This window comes from Candidatus Dormiibacterota bacterium, from assembly GCA_035532035.1.
GTDB lineage: Bacteria > Vulcanimicrobiota > Vulcanimicrobiia > Vulcanimicrobiales > Vulcanimicrobiaceae > Tyrphobacter.
This window is the reverse complement of the sequence record DATKRS010000009.1, coordinates 53,882-71,142: the sequence shown is the minus strand read 5'-3', so window position 1 is coordinate 71,142 and position 17,261 is coordinate 53,882. Positions and strand designations below refer to the sequence as shown.

Below are 17,261 nucleotides of genomic sequence, written 5' to 3'. Positions count from 1 at the left end.
TTCCCCTCGAACGCACGTGCATGCGTCGTTTATGCTGCGCGTTGCTCGTCGCGATCGTCGCCGGGTGTACGCGCGTCGGCGCGCCGGCGTCTCCAAACGGTCGTCACGCGTGGACGGTTCCCCACGTGCTGCGCATTGCGGATATCTCCGACCCCGATCATCTCAATCCGTATTTGTCCGAGATGGACCTCGTCTACGATCTCTCGTCCCTGATCTATTCGTACCTCGTGATCTCCGACGATCGCGGGCGGCTCGTTGGAGATCTCGCCGAAACGGTGCCGACGCCGTTCAACGGCGGCGTCTCTCGCGACGGCCTGACGGTGACGTACCATCTTCGGCGAGGCGTCCTCTGGCAGGACGGCGCGCCCTTCACGGCGCGCGACGTCATCGCGTCGTGGCGCGCCGTCGTCGATCCGCGAAACGACACGCTCTTCCGCGAAGGATACGACCGGGTGGCGTCGATACGCGCACCCAACCCGTATACCGTCGTCGTGCGCTTGCGCGAGCGGGACCCCGCCTTCGTCTCGCAATTCTTCGCGCCACTGCAGGAAGGCGGCAAGCCCGTTCTTCCAGCGCACGTCATCGATCGGGATGTCGATTTCAATCATAGCTCCCTCGACACGCATCCGATCGGCACCGGGCCGTTCGCGTTCGTCAGCTGGAAGCGAGGTACGGGCATCGTGCTCGAGCGCTTCGACCGGTACTTCAAGGGCAGGCCGAAGCTCGCACGCATCGAGCTGCACGTCATTCCGGACGATCAGACGATCGCGACCGAGGTTCGGGTGCATCACGTCGATCTCGTCGTCTCGCCCACCGGAGCGCTGTACGAAGAGTATCGCTCCTTTCCCGGCGTGGTCACGGGCCTGCGGCCCTGGAACGCGCAGGAAGTGCTGATACTCAACGAGCGCAAACCCGGGCTGGCCGACGTAACGGTTCGGCGCGCCGTCGCATCCGCGATCGATTACGACGCGCTCCTTCGCAAGATCGCGCACGGCATCGGGGAGGAGGCGTACAACACGCTGCCTCCGACGGCCCTCGGATACGAGCGGCTGCCGCCCCACCGCTACGATCCCGTACGCGCGAACCGGCTGCTCGACGCTGCGGGCTGGGTACGCGGGAGCGACGGCGTTCGTTCCCGCCGCGGCGTGCGCCTCGCCTTCACGCTTGCGGTGATCGCGGGCTCGACGACTCTTACGGATATCGGAATCGAGCTTCAGCAGAACTTCAAAGCTGTGGGCATCGCTCTCACGATGAAGAGTTATCCTTACGACACGATCTTCGTGCCGGCGGGTCCGATACTATCGGGCACGTACGACATGGCGATCTACTCCACGACGCTGCAGTGGGATCCGGACGTCCACGTCTACGTCGGGTGCGATCGATGGTATCCGCACGGCCAGAACGTCTTCGGCTACTGCAACCGCGAGGTCGACGCGCTAGAGAAGCGCGGGCTGCAGACCGAGGACCCGTTGATTCGCGCCGCGCTCTACCGGCAAGCCAGCGAGATCATGTGGGAGACGATCTCGTACGTGCCATTGTACGAACTACGGCGGCCAATCGTGCGGTCTCCCGATTTGCGCAACTTTAGCACGAATCCGAGCGCCACGCCCTGGTGGAACGCCTGGCAATGGGACATCTAGCGGCGACGGTGCGACCGCTCTGCGCCATTAGCGGTTGAAATCGCTAGGCTTGAGATCGTCGAGGAACTTCTTGAATCGCGCCATCTCCGCGTCGTCGACGGGGCGCGTTTTCTCCGACACGGATTCCTCGAGAACGATCTTGTCGGAGACGTAGATCGGCGCCTGGACGCGTAGCGCCAGCGCGATGCCGTCGGAGGGGCGCGCGTCGATTTCTTGGAGATCGCCGTTCGTACGTACGACCAGTTTGGCAAAGAACGTCGATTCTTTGATGTCGTGAATGATAACGTGTTCGAGATGGGCGCCGAGCGTTACGAGGATGCTGCGCATCAAGTCGTGGGAGAGCGGCCGAGGAACGGGAGCGCCCTCGAGCGCGAGAGCGATAGCGGTTGCTTCGAACGGACCGATCAAGATCGGCAGGTAGTGGGTGCCGTCGCCGTCCCGGAGGATGACGACCGGATCGTGTGTCAGGAGATCGATGCCGAGCTTATCGACCGTCATCTTCCGCATGTTTCATTTTATCCGACGCGAACTGGGGATTCTCATGCCCCTTTCCTGCGGGATCGTCGGTCTGCCCAACGTCGGCAAGTCGACCATTTTCAACGCGCTCACACGCTCGGCGGCGGCGCTCGCCGCCAACTACCCATTTGCCACGATCGAGCCCAATATCGGGGAGGTGGCGGTCCCCGACCGGCGCCTTGGGGTCCTGCAGGAACTCGTTCGTGCCGTTCGCGTGGTGCCGGCGACCGTGCGCTTCGTCGACATCGCCGGCTTGGTACGGGGCGCGAGCGCCGGGGAAGGGCTCGGCAACGCGTTCTTGAGCCACATTCGGGAGACCGACGCCGTCGCGATGGTCGTCCGGTGCTTCGAGGCGAGCGACGTCGTGCACGTAGAAGGCGAACCAGATCCGTTACGCGACATCGAGATCGTCGCGATCGAGCTCGCGCTTGCCGACCTCGCGACGATCTCGCGCCGCATCGAGCGCTTGGAGCGCGAAGCGCGAGCCGACGCAAAGGTGCGCTCACGGCTCGATGCGGCGCGGCGTGTCAGGGAGGCTCTCGAAGCGGGGCGCCCTGCGAGAGCGTTCCCACCGGAGTCGCTCGAACGCGGGATTGCGCGCGAAGCGTTTCTGCTCACCGCGAAGCCGATGCTCTACGTCGCAAACGTCGACGAAACCCCGACGGAGATGACGGGCGGTCGCGTCCGCGCGGTCGAGGAGAAGGCCTCAGAAGACGGCAGCCGCGTATTGCGGCTCTGCGGCACGCTGGAAGCGGAGCTAGCGGGCCTGCAGGAGGACGAGGCGACGGAGTTTCGCGCGAGCCTCGGCATCGAGAGAAGTGGGCTCGACGAGCTCGCCGCCGCGGCGTACGACGCCCTCGGTTTGATGACCTTCCTCACCGCCGGAGAGAAAGAGGCACGCGCCTGGCCGATCCCCAAGGGGACGCGCGCACCGCAAGCGGCGGGTACGATCCACAGCGACATCGAGCGCGGATTCATCCGCGCCGAGATCGTCTCATACGACGATTACGTGAAGCATCGGACGATGGAGGCGATGCGCGCCGCCGGGCTCGTGCGCAGCGAGGGCAAAGAGTACGTCATGCAGGAAGGCGACGTCGTCAACTTCCGCTTCAACGTTTGAGCGGAGAGGGAGTTGCGGGTCGGCCGACGGCGGTATAGAAGATACGACCGAGGACGTGGCGGGGAACGTCTACGAGAGCGCCGACGTCAACAGCACCTGCTGCATCGACGCCTTCAACGGCCCCGTCAACGGCACGGCTACGGCGAACTTCAGCATCAATGCAAACGGAGTCAGCCCCAATGGCCCCTGCAGCGAACGTAACGCCAAACCAGAACAACTATGGGTTGTTGGTGGATTCCAGCGGCCGAGTGTTCGTGGCCGACGCGAGCAGCAATGGGCTCGTTTCCGTTCTCACGCCGCCGTTTGTCTCCAGCAGCACGCCAGCATTCAACCTGACGGTGAGTTCGGGAAATGTGGTTTACGGGATGGCATTCGACGGCTCGGGCGACCTATGGGTTACCGAGGAGGTAGGCGGCGGTTCCGTCTGGGAGATCAAGGCCCCGATCACCTCTGCCAGCACGGCAGTCGAGGTTTTGAGCGGGATTTCGAACGCCTACGGCATCGCCTTCGGGCCGTAGCGATGAGGGAAAAAAGTCCAAGGCTTTCCGAAGGAGCTACGGCGCCACCCTTGTAGTCTTTTCTTTGATGAGCACTGCGGTACGCGACGTCTCGATCTTCGGCGAAGCGATCGCCTATTTCAACGAAGCCGCAGATCTCCTAGAACTCGATTCCGGGATGCGACTGATATTGACGCATCCAACCCGCCAAATCATCTTCTCGATTCCGTTTCAGCGCGATTCGGGAGAGTTCGAAGTGTTCACGGGGTATCGGGTTCAGTATAGCTTCGCTCGAGGTCCGGGCAAGGGCGGGATCCGTTTTCATCCCGGCGTGACGCTCGACGAGGTCACGGCACTGGCATTTTGGATGACCTGGAAGTGCGCCGTCGTCGATCTGCCCTTCGGAGGAGCCAAGGGCGGCGTGACGTGCGATCCGGCGACGCTGTCGTTGAGCGAGCTCGAGCGCATTACGCGACGTTATGCGGCGGAGCTGGTCGAGGTCGTCGGCCCCGATAAAGACGTTCCGGCGCCCGACGTCAACACGACGCCGCAAGTGATGGCGTGGTTCATGGACACGTACTCGATGCACGTGCGCCAGAATCAGCCCGGCGTCGTCACCGGCAAGCCGCTCGAGATCGGCGGCTCTCGCGGTCGCGTCGAAGCGACGGGGCGCGGCGTCACGATCTGCGCTCTCGATCAGATGCAGCAGATGGGTCTCAAGCCGGCAAACGCGAGGATCGCGATTCAAGGGTTCGGCAACGTCGGCATGCACGCGGCGAAACTCTTCGCCGAGCGAGGGTGTCGCGTGGTCGGTATCTCCGACGTCACCGGCGCGTACTACAACGAGAAGGGCGTGGATATCGACGAGGCGGCGGCCCATGCGTTCAAGCACCGTAGCCTCGAGGGTTTCACCGGTGGCGAGCGCATCGGCAATGCCGAGCTGTTGACGAGCGAGTGCGACGTGCTCGTGCCGGCAGCGCTCGAGAACGTCTTTACCGCGGAGAATGCCGCCAAGGTTAACGCCAAGCTCGTCGTTGAAGGCGCAAACGGCCCGACGACGCCCGAGGCCGCCGGCATCTTCAAAGAGCGCGGCATCGTCGTCATTCCGGATATCATGGGCAACGCCGGCGGCGTTACTGTCTCGTATTTCGAGTGGGCCCAAGACCGCATGGGGTACTTTTGGAAGGAAGCCGAGGTCAACGAGCGCCTCGAGGACGTCTTGCTCACGAATCTGCACGAGATCCGCGCAATTGCGAACAAACGCGGCGCAACGCTGCGGACGGCCGCCTATACGCTCGCGATCGACCGCGTCGTGAGGGCGCTCAAGCTCCGCGGCATCTACGCATAGCTCCCTAGGTCGCTAGTGTAGGGCGTAGGGGTCCGGGTACGGTGCGAAGATGCCGCCGGCTCCCGTGTACGCTCCCGCCGCATTGATGGCGGGTATGCTCGTACCGAATGCGCCGTTGGCGGTCTGCGCGAACGACGAGGCGATCAGCGCGTACCCGGTGTCCGAAGGGTGCAAACCGTCGAACGTCAGCAATCCGCCGCCGAATGCGAGCGTGCAGCACTTGGGCGGATTGATCGATGCTGCGGCTGCGAAGTACGGCCCGGAGCCGCTGTAGATGCCGTCGAATATCTGATCGACGCGCACGACGGGGACGCCGGTGGCACTTGCAGCGGCGAGGATGCCGCTGTTGATCGCGGCGTTCACCGATTGTGACTGGGCAGCAAACGACGCCGTGAGATACTCGGATCCATTTGCGCTGGCACTCAGCGACGCCGGGTTAGCCCCCGACGCGAGAAGCGTGATGAGGCCGGTTTCGGTGAGGTAGGCGTTCTGCGATCCGGACGGCGCGAGGAAGCTGTCGCTCGCGATGAGGACGCCCGTTGTGTAGCCTTCGGCCAGAGCGAACGTCGGGGCCAGGCCAAACTCGTAGAGTATGCACGGAAGCCACGTCTGAATCTGGCAGTAGGCTTGCGACGGCGGATTGCCGACGATCGCGAACTGCGGCGTCTCGATCACGTTCGGCAACGTGGCAACGATGACGTCGGATCCACTGTGGCGCAGCCCTTGAATGATTGTCGTCATGTGCGTTCGGACTTGACTCGCGGTCGTGTCGATGCCGGGTGCGGTACCAGCCGAGAAGATATAGCGGAGCAAGTCGTTGGCGCCCAGCCAAACCGTCGTGAGCGTCGGGTGCAGCGACTCGGCGGCTTGGAGCGGCGACATCGGGCTAGCCGGCGAACTGTACTTCTCCATCACCGGATAGTAGTTCTCGCTCTCGCCGCTGACGAGCGTCTGCAACGCGTCGATCTCCGCCTGCGCCACGCTGGCGGGGGGATTGTAGAGTTCGCTGCACGTCGTCGTGAGCGGCTGGCGCATTCCGATCGCTTCGGCGAGCGTGAGCGACGGAATGCCGAGATCGTACGTCACGGATGTGGGATTCATGCGAACCGTCGCTCCGGCGCCGGAGCTGGCGGTATACGCGTATGCCGATTGATTGAAGGCATCGCAGCTCGAGCGTCCCGGCACCGTAGCGAATGGGTAGCCGCCGGTGTCGGCGGGGTTCGCGGGAAGAATCTGGTTGCCGATGCCCGGCCCCGCGATAAGAGGCAGCACCGACACGCCCGGGGTGGCTTGCTGCACCCACGTCATGCCCTTGGCCGCAGAGTAAAAGACCGAGAAGAAGCCGTTCTCCTGCGTTGGCGGAACCGTCGTCAATCCGATGCTCGTGAACTCCGCCTGCCCGAGCGGGACGTTCGTCTGGCCGAGCATACCGCTGGACTGGTAGCCGGCGGTTAGGCTGTCGCCGAGTCCCACGATCTTGTTCGTTACCATTGCGGGCGAGCTCGGCGGCGGGACCCCCGGCGGACCAGCGGGCGGGAGATTCCCGGCACTACCGCCGCAGGCCGCGATGCCTGCGGTAATGGCGGCGAGCGTGAGGAGCTTGATCGAGTCTGTCAATCTCATGATGAATGCCCTTGCTTTAGAATTGAATCACGCTCGGCGAACCGATGCCGAATTGAATCTGGAGTTGGGTCGCCCGCAGACCGCCGACCGTTGGAACCACTTGGCTCGGGCCGCACGGAAGCTGCTGGCAGGTTAGCGCGCTGACGCCGTCCGGGGAGAAGTTCGTGGGGCCGCCGCTGTTGAGCACGAGCTGAACGAAGCCGAACTTGCCGATGCGCTGCGACACGCCGGCGAAGTAATCGATGACGTGCTGCGCGTACGGATCGAGCGGCAGATAGTCACGCGAACTTTGCGGCTCGACGAAGAGCGTGGTCGTCGGCGTGGCGTCGTATTCGAGGTAGAGGATCTGATAGAGCTGGGCATAGTTGCGTTGGTTGTTTCCAGCGAGGTGCACGAGCCAGGTCGGCGCCACCGTGAACGTCCCGAAGAACTTCGGCGTCTTGAGGAACGGCAGCGTGAAGGCCACCGAATAGTATTGAGCGGTACGCGTATGCACGTCGTAGACCGGCGTGCCGAGGCCCGGAACGGTTTCGAATGGAACCACGTCGCTGTTGTTGTTCGACGCGGCGATGGACGACCAACGCGCGACGTACGTCGGGGTAACGACGAGCGGAATCTGCCTGCCGCCAACGTTTCCGAGCGTGAAGAGCTGTTCCCAGTTCGCAAGGAAGAAGCGGTCCTTCGTCGCCAGGTTCAACTGCGGCGAAAGCGTCCCGAGGTTAGCGGTGCCGACCGGATTAGCGAGTCCTTGCAAGTAGAAGGGCACGATTCCCGAGTTGAATCCGTACGGGTAATGCTGGATCTCGTAGTAGTTCGCGACGATGCGAGAGTAGGGGCTGAAACCCCACCCCATGACGGCATCCATTCCACCCGGCAGCCAACGCTTGCCGAACGTGCCGATGTTGCCGAACGGGTACGCCACCGACCAATCGAGCGTATAAGTAAATCCCATCGGCAGCCCGAGGGAGCCGCTCGGCTTCGGCTGGGCGACCGGCGGCGCTTGGCTCACCGTCGCCGGAGCCACGTGCTCGGCCCTCCGCCGCGCAGCCGCGTCCATGGCATTGCGGATCGCCGTGTTGGCGCCCGTAACGACGCCCTGCGACATGGCGTCGACGGTGCCGCCGTCGGCCATTGCGGGGATCGAAGACCACGCGAAAGACGCCGCCGCCAAAACGGCGGCCGCTATGGCGGGAAGGCGTTTGAACATCGAGCTTCTCCCACGAAAAGACGGCAAGACCCTATTAAACTTATCAAGGTAGGCCGGCCAGAGACTTGCCTCCTGGCCCCGCTAAACCCTCGCTGCCTTAGAAAAAACCCGGCTAGGACTCCTAGGAGTCTGCCGGGGCGCGCGGCCGCGAGAGCGACTTGATGAGGATATAGAGGACGGGCGTGATCGCCAAGTTGAGAAACGTCGAAAGGAGCATGCCGCCGAAGACGACCGTCCCGAGGGAGTGACGCGCCGCGCTGCCCGCCCCGGTAGCAAAGACCATCGGCAGAACCGCGATGATGAAAGCGATCGAGGTCATGAGTATCGGGCGCAGCCGCGTCTGGGCGGCACGCAGTGCCGCGGTGACGGCATCCGCGCCGGCCCGCATCTGCTGGTTTGCGAACTCCACGATGAGGATCGCGCTCTTGCTCGCGAGGCCGATCAGCATGACGTATCCGACCTGCGCGTAGATGTCTTGCGGCAAGTGACGCACGTCGAGCGCGAGTAGCGCGCCGAAGATCGCCGCCGGCACGGCGAGAATCACGATCAGCGGGTCTATGAAGCTCTCGTACTGTGCCGAGAGCACGAGAAAGACGACGACGAGTCCCAGGACGAAGATGAGCGTGCTCGTGCTGCCCGCGGCGATCTCGTCGAGCTGCAATCCCGACCACTCGTACCCGATGCCTGCCGGCGCGACGCGCGCGAAGATCTGCTCTATGGCGGCGATCGCCTCGCCGGAGCCATGCCCGGGCGCCGCGTTTCCGTTGATTTCGAGAGATCGAAAGAGATCGTAGTGCGATATCACCGGCGCCGTCTTGACCTGTGAGAGCGTCACGAGGTTGCTTATCGGCGTCTGCCCGCTTGCCAGACTGCTGCTCGCCGCCGGCGCCGGGCCGGGCGCTACGATGGGAGCGACGTAGAGCTGCTGCAGCGCATCGATGCGGTCGCGAAAGGGCGTGTCGGCTTGGACGTACACGCGCCAGGAGCGATTGAGGTAGTCGAAGTCGTTCACGTAGTAGGAGCCGAGATCGGTCCCGACGGTCTCGAAGAGATCGGTCATCGAGATGCCGAGCGCCTTTGCCTTGTTGCGGTCGATGTGCATCTGGATTTGCGGCGAGTTCAGACGAAACTGCGTGAAAACGCGCGACAATCGCGGGTCGGCATAGGCGGCGGCGATGATCGCGTTTGCGGTCGCTGCGAGGACGGGAAGACCGACATTCCCTTGGTCTTCGAGCTCGAACTGAAAGCCGCCGAAGCTGCCGATGCCGTTGATCGCCGGGGGGTCGAAGCCGATGATCGTGCCGCCCGGAATCCGCGCGAACTGCGCGTCCCAGCCGGCCAGCAGGTAGTCCAACGAGTGTGCGTAGCCCGGCCGCTCGCTCCACGGTTTCAAGCGTACGAAGATCAGGCCGAAGTTCGGCGCCGAGCCGCCGAAGCTGAAGCCGCCGACGTTGAAGACATGATCGACGTCCGACGAGGAGAGCAAAATGTGCTCCGCTTTCGCCGCGAACGCGCTCTCGTAGGCGAGCGAGGTACCCTCCGGCGCCTGCACCAAGATGATCGCGAAGCCCTGATCCTCATTGGGGATGAACGCCGTCGGCGTTGTGCGGAACATGATTCCCGTCACCAGCAATGCCGCCGCAAACGCGCCAAGAACGAGCGTCCGCCGGTTTGCGATCTTCGGCAGCGACCGCGCATACCAGTCGCGGAATGCGTGGTAGCCGAGGTTGAAGTAGTGGAACACGAACGCGTTCGACTCGATGTCGCCGTGGAGGAGCCTTGCGGTCAGCGTCGGCGCGAACGTCAAGGCTGCGAAGAGCGAGATCGAGATGGAGGCTGCGATGGTGAGGGCGAACTGCCGGTAGATTTCGCCCGTCGTGCCTGGAAAGAATGCGACGGGCAAAAAGACCGCAAGCAAGACGAGCGACGAAGCGACGACAGCGCTCTGAATCTCTCGCATTGCCTCGAGCGCACTGTCACGTCCCGACATCTTGCCGCGATTGCGCTCCATGTGGCGTGCGATGTTCTCGATGACGACGATTGCGTCGTCGACCACGAGCCCCGTGGCGAGCGTCAATCCGAAGAGGGTGATAGTGTTGATCGTGAACCCGAAGATCTTCATCACGAAGAACGTACCGACGAGCGAAACCGGAATGGTTGCGGCGGGAATGAGCGTCGCGCGTGGGTCCTGCAAGAAGAGATAGATGACGAGCACGACGAGCAAGACCGAGAGCATCAGCGTGATCAGCACCTCGCGCACCGACTCGCGCACGAACGTCGTCGAGTCGAGCGCGACCGTATACGTGATGCCGGCCGGAAAGTGCCTGGCGAGTTCCTTCATGCGCTTCGTCACTGCAGCGGCGACGCTCAGCGCGTTTGCGTCAGGATATTGGAAGACACCCATGCCGACAGCGTTCTGCTGCCCGTCGAAGCGGAGATAGGACGAGTAATCCTCCGCACCGAGCTGGATGCGCGCCACGTCGCCGAGGCGGGTGAAGCCGCCGTTGGGATCCGTACGAAGCACGATGTTGGCGAACTGGGCGGGTGCGGAGAGGCGGCCCGAAGCGTTGACGACGTAGGTGTACGGCTGGTCTGATGGCTCCGGCGCCGCGCCGATGCTGCCGGCCGCGACCTCCTCGTTTTGCTCGGAGAGGGCGTTGATGACGTCGGGGACCGTCAATCCCTGCTGAGCGAGCTTGCGCGGATCGAGCCAGATGCGCATCGCATACCGGCGCTCTCCGAAGATGCGCACTTGGGAGACTCCCGAAACGCGCGCCAGCGTGTTGACGACGTTGAGCTGTGCGTAGTTACTGAGCCATAGCGTGTCGTACTTGGAAGTGTTCGACCTCAACGCTATCGCGACGAGAATGGAACCCGAGTTCTTCGTGATCGTAACGCCGGTTTGACGGACCTGCGCCGGGAGCAAGCCCAACGCCGACTGCACCGCATTCTGCACGTCGGCCGCCGCAATGTCCAAATTCGTTCCGAGCGTGAACGTGCAGCTCACCGTGGAGGCACCGTCGGCGCTCGAGGACGTGATGTAGCGCAGGCCTTCGACGTCGTTGAGTGCGTCTTCGAGGGGAACGGTGACGGCACTCTCGATTGCGGTCGGGCTCGCGCCGATCCAGTTCGCCGAAACGGTGACGACCGGCGGCGCGACTTGCGGGTACTGCGCGATCGGCAGCGTCGGAATCATCACCGCGCCCGCGAGCGTGATCATGAGCGCGCAGACGGTCGCAAAGATCGGTCTGTTGAGGAAGAACCGAATCACGAAAAGGCTTGTTCAGCGTGATACGACGAGCGCGAGAGCGGACTCGAAACCACTTGATGGAAACCCTTCGAGCGCGCGAGCGCGCCGAGCTCGGCAAAGCGATCCGGCGTGACGTACTCGGTAACGGGCAAATGCTTCTTCGTGGGACGCAAATACTGGCCCATGGTGAAGATGTCGACGCCGGCGCTGCGCGCATCCTCCATGACGCGCTCGACCTCGTCTTCGCGCTCGCCGAGGCCGAGCATGATCGACGTCTTCGTGAAGCGTTCGGGTGCGCGCCGTTTCGCATGATCGAGCACGCGCAGCGACTGATCGTAGCCGGCCCGGCGATCGCGGACGACGGGCGTGAGACGGCGCACCGTTTCGACGTTATGAGCGAAGACGTCCGGCGCGGCGTCCATGACGATGTCGAGCGCGCGAAGATCGCCGCGAAAATCGCCGCTCAGGATCTCGACGCGTGCATCGGGGACGCGCTCGTGAATCGCTCGCACGGTGTTGGCAAAGACGAGCGCGCCGCCGTCGGCGAGATCGTCGCGGTCGACAGCCGTCAAGACGAGGTACTTCCAGCCGAGCTCCTCGACGGCGCGTGCGACGCGCAGCGGCTCGAGCCAGTCCACGTTGCCGTGCTGCGTTCCCGTCTTGACGTTGCAGAAGCGGCAGCCGCGCGTGCAGACGTCGCCGAGAATCATGATCGTCGCGGTGCCGACGCCCCAGCATTCGGCGAGGTTCGGGCACGCAGCTTCCTGGCAGACCGTGTGCAACTCGAGGCCGCGCACTTCGCGCTTGACGCGTTCGTAGTTGTCGCCGATCGGAAGGCGGACGCGCAGCCAGTCCGGCTTGCGGATCAGATCGATTTCGAGAGCCATGGCACGTCGCCGGCAAAGGACAGCGCGAAGGTTCTTTCGAGGGACGAGAAGAGCGCGGGTTTGGCTTCGTCGACGCAGACGTTGCGGCCCAGTTCTTTCGAGAGCGAGGTCAAGCCGCGATCGGTGAGACCGCAGGGGTTGATGAGGCGGTCGTAGTCGAGCTCCGTCGAGACGTTGAACGCGATACCGTGCAGCGAGGCCATCTGTCGTACTGCAAGGCCGATCGCGCAGATCTGGTTGCGCCCTACCCAGACGCCGGCGTGTTCGCTCCAGCGGGTGGCAGCGATGCCGAACGACGCGCAGGCGCCGATGACGGCCTCTTCCAAGCTGCGTACGAGCGGAACGACTTCACGGAATCGTTCGAGGCGACGGATCGGATAGACGACGAGCTGCCCGGGTCCGTGATAGGTGACGTCGCCGCCGCGCTCGATCTCGACGACGTCGATTCCGCGCGCCGCGAGAGCATCGCGCGGCACGAGAACGTTCGCGGCGCGTGCGTTCCTCCCCAGCGTGATCACCGGCGGATGCTCGACGGCGATCCACGTCTCCGGCTCCTCGCCTAGCGCGACGCGCTCGTGCAGGGCGTGCTGAAGCTCCCATACCTCGCGGTACGGGCGCAGCCCGAGATCGAGCAGGCGCGCCTGCGACACGGCTATACCGCTGTGGGGGTTCGCGGTTTGGGATTGAGGATGTGAATCGCCTTTCCGTGCGCGGCCTCTGCCGCTTCCATGATGCCTTCCGTGAGCGTCGGGTGCGGGTGCACGGAGAGCGCGATGTCTTCCAGCGTCGCGCCCATCTCGAGCGCAATCACGCCCTCGCCGATGAGCGACTCCGCTTGCGGCGCGACGATATGCATGCCGAGCAGCAGGTCCGTCTTCGCGTCGCCGACGAGTTTGATGAGCCCCTCGGTCTCGTTCATTGTGCGCGCGCGGCCGCTGGCCGCGAGAGGAAACTTGCCGATCCGAACCTCGTGGCCTTGCGCCTTGGCTTCCTCTTCGGAGAGTCCCACGGTTGCGACCTCGGGGTCCGTGTAGATGCAGTTCGGCACGGCGATCGGATCGAACGCGGCCGAGCGGATTCCGGAGATGACTTCGGCGGCGACGAGCCCCTGCTTCATGGCGCGATGCGCAAGAAGCGGTGCTCCCGTCACGTCGCCGATGGCGAAGATATTCGCAACGCTCGTGCGCATCTGCTGGTCGACGGCGAGGAAGCCTTTTTCGCCGGTCGAGAGTCCCGCGGCCTTGAGGTTGAGCGCGTCGGTCACGGGACGGCGCCCGACTGCGACGAGCACCGCGTCGAAGGTGCGCGTCTCGTCTTTGCCGCTCGTGCCCTCACCTTTGAACGTCGCGTTGACGCCCTTTGCACGCTTCTCGATCTTCCCCACGGTCGTCGAGAGCATGATCTCGATGCCTTGTTTCTTCAAAATACGGCCGAGGGTCTTGGCGATCTCGGCGTCGGTCCCGGTGAGGATCTGCGGCAGCGTCTCGATCACGAGCACTTTGGCGCCCAAGCGCGTGTAGACGGTGGCAAACTCTAAGCCAATGACGCCCCCGCCGACGACGAGCAGCTCCTTCGGGATGGATTCCAGCTTGACGGCGTCGTCGGAGTTGAGAATCGCCGTTCCGTCGTGCGGCCACAATTTGACGTCGATCGGCGCCGAGCCGGTCGCGATCACGACCTTCTGCGCGACGATCGTGTCCTCTCCACCCTCTCTCTTCTTGAGCGCGATCTGCGTCGCGCTCAAGAAGGAGGCCTCACCGTAGAGAAACTCCACGTTGTTGCCTTTGAAGAGCGTCTTGACGCCGCCGACGTTCGCGTTGACGACGTCGGTCTTGAACTTCGCTACGCGTTCGCGCTCGACGCGAAGCTCTCCGGCTGTCAATCCGAGCTCTCCGGCCTGGCGAATCTGGCGCGCGATCTCACCCACGTGCAAGAGCGCCTTCGTTGGAATGCAGCCCCAGTTCAAACAGACGCCGCCGACCTCGTCACGATCGACGCAGATGACCTTCTTGCCGAGTTGTCCGAGACGAATCGCGGCATGGTAACCACCGGGGCCTGCTCCGATGACGATCGCGTCGGCCTGATGTTCAGCCAAGTCTGGCTCCTTTCTCGATGCGCACAGGCTTCGACGTGCGTGCGCCGCGAACATGGGACCGGTCCAGGTTGAAGATTAGACGGGCCGCTCTATCGGCAGATCCACGAGCATCTGGGTTCCGCGATATTGGCGGGCACGCTGCCCGGAGCCGGCGCGGCTGCCGCCCGAACGCCTAGCGCGAGCGCTCCTCGACGCATCAGAGCGTCGAGGAGCGCCTAATCGCTGTTAGGGTGCCTGAGACTGTGGCAGCATCGTCGTCAAGACGAGACGCCAGGTTGCCGGGCCGAGCACGTTACCGGTCGTTGCGCCGGTCCACCCGTTCGCGAGAGGAATCGGCACGCCGGCGCCGAGCGTCGGCAGTATGCCCGGGTACTTGTTGAAGATGTTGTCTCCTGAGACTTGGAGAGCCAGCATCTTCGTGATCGGGTAGCGCACCGTCGCGTAGCCGATCACGAACGCCGGCTGGTTCAGCGAGTTGTTGTTGCCGTAGTACGTCTCGCCGAACGACACGTACGCGCGGTTCGGGAAGCTGTACGAGAACTCGGCGTTCCCCTGCGAGTACGGGATGCGCATGTTGCCGTTGTAGCTGATGGCATAGAAGCCGTCCGTAATGCCGTTCGTGTTCTGCCCGGCGATGACGTTCAGGTTCTGATCCCACAGCGTTCGGTTGTTGATGCATGCGGTGGTTGGAACGCTGCAATAGAATCCCGGCGGCAGGTTGTAGTAGTAGCCGCGCATGACCGCGCCCGAGACGTTGAATCCGAAGCCGACGAGCGGCTCGCGCTTGATCGTCAACTCGACGCCTTCGAAGCGGGCGTTGCTGATGTTCGTGTTGGTGGAATTGAGGATCGGCGTACCGGGCGGAGCGCCGCCGCTGCACGGGTTAGCCGTGCCGCAGACGAGTCCCGTGTCGATGGTTTGCCCGAAGAACCGGTTGAAGAGATTCGTGAGGTACGCGTCGCCCGAGATCGTCGTCAGGCCGTCGTTGAGGCGATAGTCTGCCCCGAGGTCGTATCCGAAGCCCGTCTCGGGCTTCAGGTTGCCGTTGCTCTGAGATTCGATCGCGACGTTGCCGCTGTATGCCGGCTGGGTCGTGATAGTGCTGAGGAGGCCCATGAACGGCGGCGCGATCGAGCTGCCCGCCGCGAGACGGATCGACGTGTTCGGATTCGGCCGGAAGACGAGGCCAATTCGCGGATCGTAGTGCGAGTTATGCACGGTCGTGAAGGTCAGGCCCGTGCCTTGCTCGACGGTCGACTTGTCTACGCAGCCCGGATCGTACGGCGGACACAGCGTTGCAAACGTGCTGCTGTACGTGTTGAAGTAGTTGGCGAGCGTGACGTCGAGCTTCGGCGTGAGGTAGACATGCGCGCGGAGCAGGTACGTCGTCAAGAGCTGGCTCGTCCCCGGCGGAAGCCCGTAGGAGTAGAAGGGGCCGGAGAAGATCGAGTAGTCGATGCTCTGCGCCGCGCTCTGCTCGACCGAGAATGTAAGCAGGTCGTTTTCGGCAAACGGGTGCTGCCATTCGAACGATTCACCGGAGAGCTTGTCGATCTCGGGCTCCTGGTAGAAGTCCGCATAGCCGACGGCCGCGCCTTGGCCGTTGAACATCGTCGACGAGTTGGAGTCGTATCCGTAGAGCGTGACGTTATTGTAGTCGAGGTTGTACGGGCTGGGTCCGCCCTGGAACTGATACCGTTCGATCGACGCGTGGTAGTAGCGAGCGATGAACGAGTCGTTGCCGAGCGTCGTCGAGACCTCAGCTTGGAAGATCGGCTGGTTGTTGAACTCGCCGTTGAATGTGCCGGCGTAGATGTTCGCCACTTGGATGGGGCCTGGCCGAAGCGATCCGGTATAACCGCCGCCGGGAATGAACGTGCCGTTGACGTAGTCGGACGTGTTCCCATTTTGATCGCTGATCGTTTGGTTGCCGAGGTAGCTGACCGTCGCGACCGTGGCGGGCGATAAGCGATAGCGCAGCTTGATCAACTCAGCCGTCTGGTTGAGATAGCCTTGCAGCATATAACAGCATGCGAGGAGGTGGTACTGAGTTGGAAGGAAGCTCAAGGTGTTGGGCACTTGCGTGTAGCCGGTGTTCCCGTAGAGCGAGCCGCCATGATACGTGCCGCCACTCGGATCGTAGTACACCTGCGTACCGTTGAGCGCCGAGGGGTTGTTGTCGGTCGCGACGTCGACGACGAAGCCTAGATGTCCGTCGAGGATCGTGTCGCTGATGCCGAAGTTGGTGAAGGTTCCCCCGCGGTTGTCGATGCCGGCAAGGAAGCTCGGCGTCGGCGCGAGCGTCGGATCCTTGGTGTGGAAGTTTACGGTACCGCCGATCGCATTGTTGACCTCGGGTGCGTCGGCCCCCGGGCCCTTCACGACCTCGACGCCGCTGAACATGAACGTGTTCAAGAACGTCGTGACGTTGTCGCCGTACTGCCCGACCGAGATCGGATGCCCGTCGATGAGGGATGCGGTCTCGTACGACGTTGCGTCGCGGATGTTCGGGATCGTGATCGCGCCGGGCGCGGCTGCGTTCGCGGAGTTCGACGGGAACGATATCTGCAAGCCGGGGATCTGGCTGAGGACGCGCGTGACTTGAGGTGCGGCTTGGTCGATGAAGGTCTGCGGCGAAATGACGTTGACCGAAGCCGCCGTCGTATTAATGCTCCCTCTGCCGTTCGTCCGTATTCTTGCGATCGTGCGTAACGTCGAGAAGCTGATCGGTGCCAAGTTTACTGCGACCGTCTGCACTTGGCCGGGCACCACGGCGATCGACTGGACCGCGTTGTTGTATCCCGCCTTGTCGATCGAGATCGTGTAGACGCCGGGGCTGACGTTTTGCACGGAAAAGCGTCCCTGGTTATCCGTCGTCGTGGAGTATGTCGTCGGGCCGCTCAGCATGATCGCCGCGCCGACTATGGGCGCGCCGCTCGTGTCTTGCACGGTTCCCGTGACGGACGCGGTTGCTTGTGCAACCGTGGCGGGCACCGAAGCCGCCGCCGAAGCCGTCAGGAAGCCGAAGACGATGCAGAGTGGAGCGAGGATACGAAGGGTAGGCAAACGCATCAATGG

12 protein-coding genes are annotated in these 17,261 nt (G+C 63.4%); 4 read left to right on the top strand and 8 right to left on the bottom strand.

The genetic code is table 11. The features are described 5' to 3' along the window. Positions 1–20: 20 nt before the first annotated feature. Complete coding sequence (locus VMV82_03090) at positions 21–1,640, top strand: peptide ABC transporter substrate-binding protein (protein HUY40534.1); 1,620 nt, start codon at positions 21–23, stop codon at positions 1,638–1,640. A gap of 27 nt (positions 1,641–1,667) precedes the next feature. Here VMV82_03090 and VMV82_03085 read toward each other — a convergent pair whose 3' ends face one another. Further along, the gene (locus VMV82_03085) at positions 1,668–2,138 is read right to left on the bottom strand and encodes a bifunctional nuclease family protein (protein HUY40533.1); all 471 of its coding nucleotides are present in this window, start codon (positions 2,136–2,138) and stop codon (positions 1,668–1,670) included. Positions 2,139–2,181: 43 nt separating this feature from the next. Between VMV82_03085 and ychF the strand changes: the two genes are divergently transcribed. The 3 genes from ychF (at position 2,182) to VMV82_03070 (ending at position 5,121) form a co-directional block, all read left to right on the top strand. Then, the gene (ychF, locus tag VMV82_03080; GenBank protein HUY40532.1) at positions 2,182–3,276 is read left to right on the top strand and encodes a redox-regulated ATPase YchF; all 1,095 of its coding nucleotides are present in this window, start codon (positions 2,182–2,184) and stop codon (positions 3,274–3,276) included. A gap of 179 nt (positions 3,277–3,455) precedes the next feature. Next, the gene (locus VMV82_03075) at positions 3,456–3,794 is read left to right on the top strand and encodes a hypothetical protein (protein ID HUY40531.1); all 339 of its coding nucleotides are present in this window, start codon (positions 3,456–3,458) and stop codon (positions 3,792–3,794) included. Between the two features lie 67 nt (positions 3,795–3,861). After that, positions 3,862–5,121, top strand: coding sequence for a Glu/Leu/Phe/Val dehydrogenase (locus VMV82_03070; GenBank protein ID HUY40530.1), 1,260 nt, complete (start codon positions 3,862–3,864; stop codon positions 5,119–5,121). 12 nt (positions 5,122–5,133) lie between these two features. On the opposite strand, the gene VMV82_03065 is transcribed toward VMV82_03070, so the two are convergent. The 7 genes from VMV82_03065 to VMV82_03035 all read right to left on the bottom strand — a co-directional run bounded on the left by VMV82_03065 (position 5,134) and on the right by VMV82_03035 (position 17,249). After that, complete coding sequence (locus tag VMV82_03065) at positions 5,134–6,744, bottom strand: hypothetical protein (protein ID HUY40529.1); 1,611 nt, start codon at positions 6,742–6,744, stop codon at positions 5,134–5,136. A gap of 16 nt (positions 6,745–6,760) precedes the next feature. After that, complete coding sequence (locus VMV82_03060) at positions 6,761–7,951, bottom strand: hypothetical protein (GenBank protein HUY40528.1); 1,191 nt, start codon at positions 7,949–7,951, stop codon at positions 6,761–6,763. A gap of 121 nt (positions 7,952–8,072) precedes the next feature. Next, complete coding sequence (locus VMV82_03055; GenBank protein HUY40527.1) at positions 8,073–11,222, bottom strand: efflux RND transporter permease subunit; 3,150 nt, start codon at positions 11,220–11,222, stop codon at positions 8,073–8,075. Next, positions 11,219–12,088 carry a lipoyl synthase gene (lipA, locus tag VMV82_03050; protein ID HUY40526.1) on the bottom strand — a complete coding sequence of 290 codons (870 nt, stop codon included), beginning with the start codon at positions 12,086–12,088 and terminating at the stop codon, positions 11,219–11,221. Before lipA ends, VMV82_03055 begins: the two co-directional genes overlap by 4 nt. Beyond that, positions 12,067–12,738, bottom strand: coding sequence for a lipoyl(octanoyl) transferase LipB (lipB, locus tag VMV82_03045; GenBank protein HUY40525.1), 672 nt, complete (start codon positions 12,736–12,738; stop codon positions 12,067–12,069). The genes lipA and lipB overlap by 22 nt, the downstream gene beginning before the upstream one ends. A 2-nt stretch (positions 12,739–12,740) precedes the next feature. Further along, a complete protein-coding gene (gene lpdA, locus VMV82_03040; GenBank protein ID HUY40524.1) occupies positions 12,741–14,183 on the bottom strand; it encodes a dihydrolipoyl dehydrogenase in 1,443 nt (480 codons plus the stop codon). Positions 14,184–14,408: 225 nt separating this feature from the next. Continuing rightward, positions 14,409–17,249 carry a TonB-dependent receptor gene (locus VMV82_03035; GenBank protein HUY40523.1) on the bottom strand — a complete coding sequence of 947 codons (2,841 nt, stop codon included), beginning with the start codon at positions 17,247–17,249 and terminating at the stop codon, positions 14,409–14,411. Between the last annotated feature and the right edge of the window lie 12 nt (positions 17,250–17,261).

Excerpts from the sequence above, each read along its gene's own strand:
- ychF (HUY40532.1), top strand. The coding sequence starts at position 2,182 with ATGCCCCTTTCCTGCGGGATCGTCGGTCTGCCCAACGTCGGCAAGTCG.
- VMV82_03060 (HUY40528.1), bottom strand. The coding sequence starts at position 7,951 with ATGTTCAAACGCCTTCCCGCCATAGCGGCCGCCGTTTTGGCGGCGGCG.
- VMV82_03090 (HUY40534.1), top strand. The coding sequence starts at position 21 with ATGCGTCGTTTATGCTGCGCGTTGCTCGTCGCGATCGTCGCCGGGTGT.
- VMV82_03085 (HUY40533.1), bottom strand. The coding sequence starts at position 2,138 with ATGACGGTCGATAAGCTCGGCATCGATCTCCTGACACACGATCCGGTC.
- VMV82_03065 (HUY40529.1), bottom strand. The coding sequence starts at position 6,744 with ATGAGATTGACAGACTCGATCAAGCTCCTCACGCTCGCCGCCATTACC.
- VMV82_03075 (HUY40531.1), top strand. The coding sequence starts at position 3,456 with ATGGCCCCTGCAGCGAACGTAACGCCAAACCAGAACAACTATGGGTTG.
- VMV82_03070 (HUY40530.1), top strand. The coding sequence starts at position 3,862 with ATGAGCACTGCGGTACGCGACGTCTCGATCTTCGGCGAAGCGATCGCC.
- lipA (HUY40526.1), bottom strand. The coding sequence starts at position 12,088 with ATGGCTCTCGAAATCGATCTGATCCGCAAGCCGGACTGGCTGCGCGTC.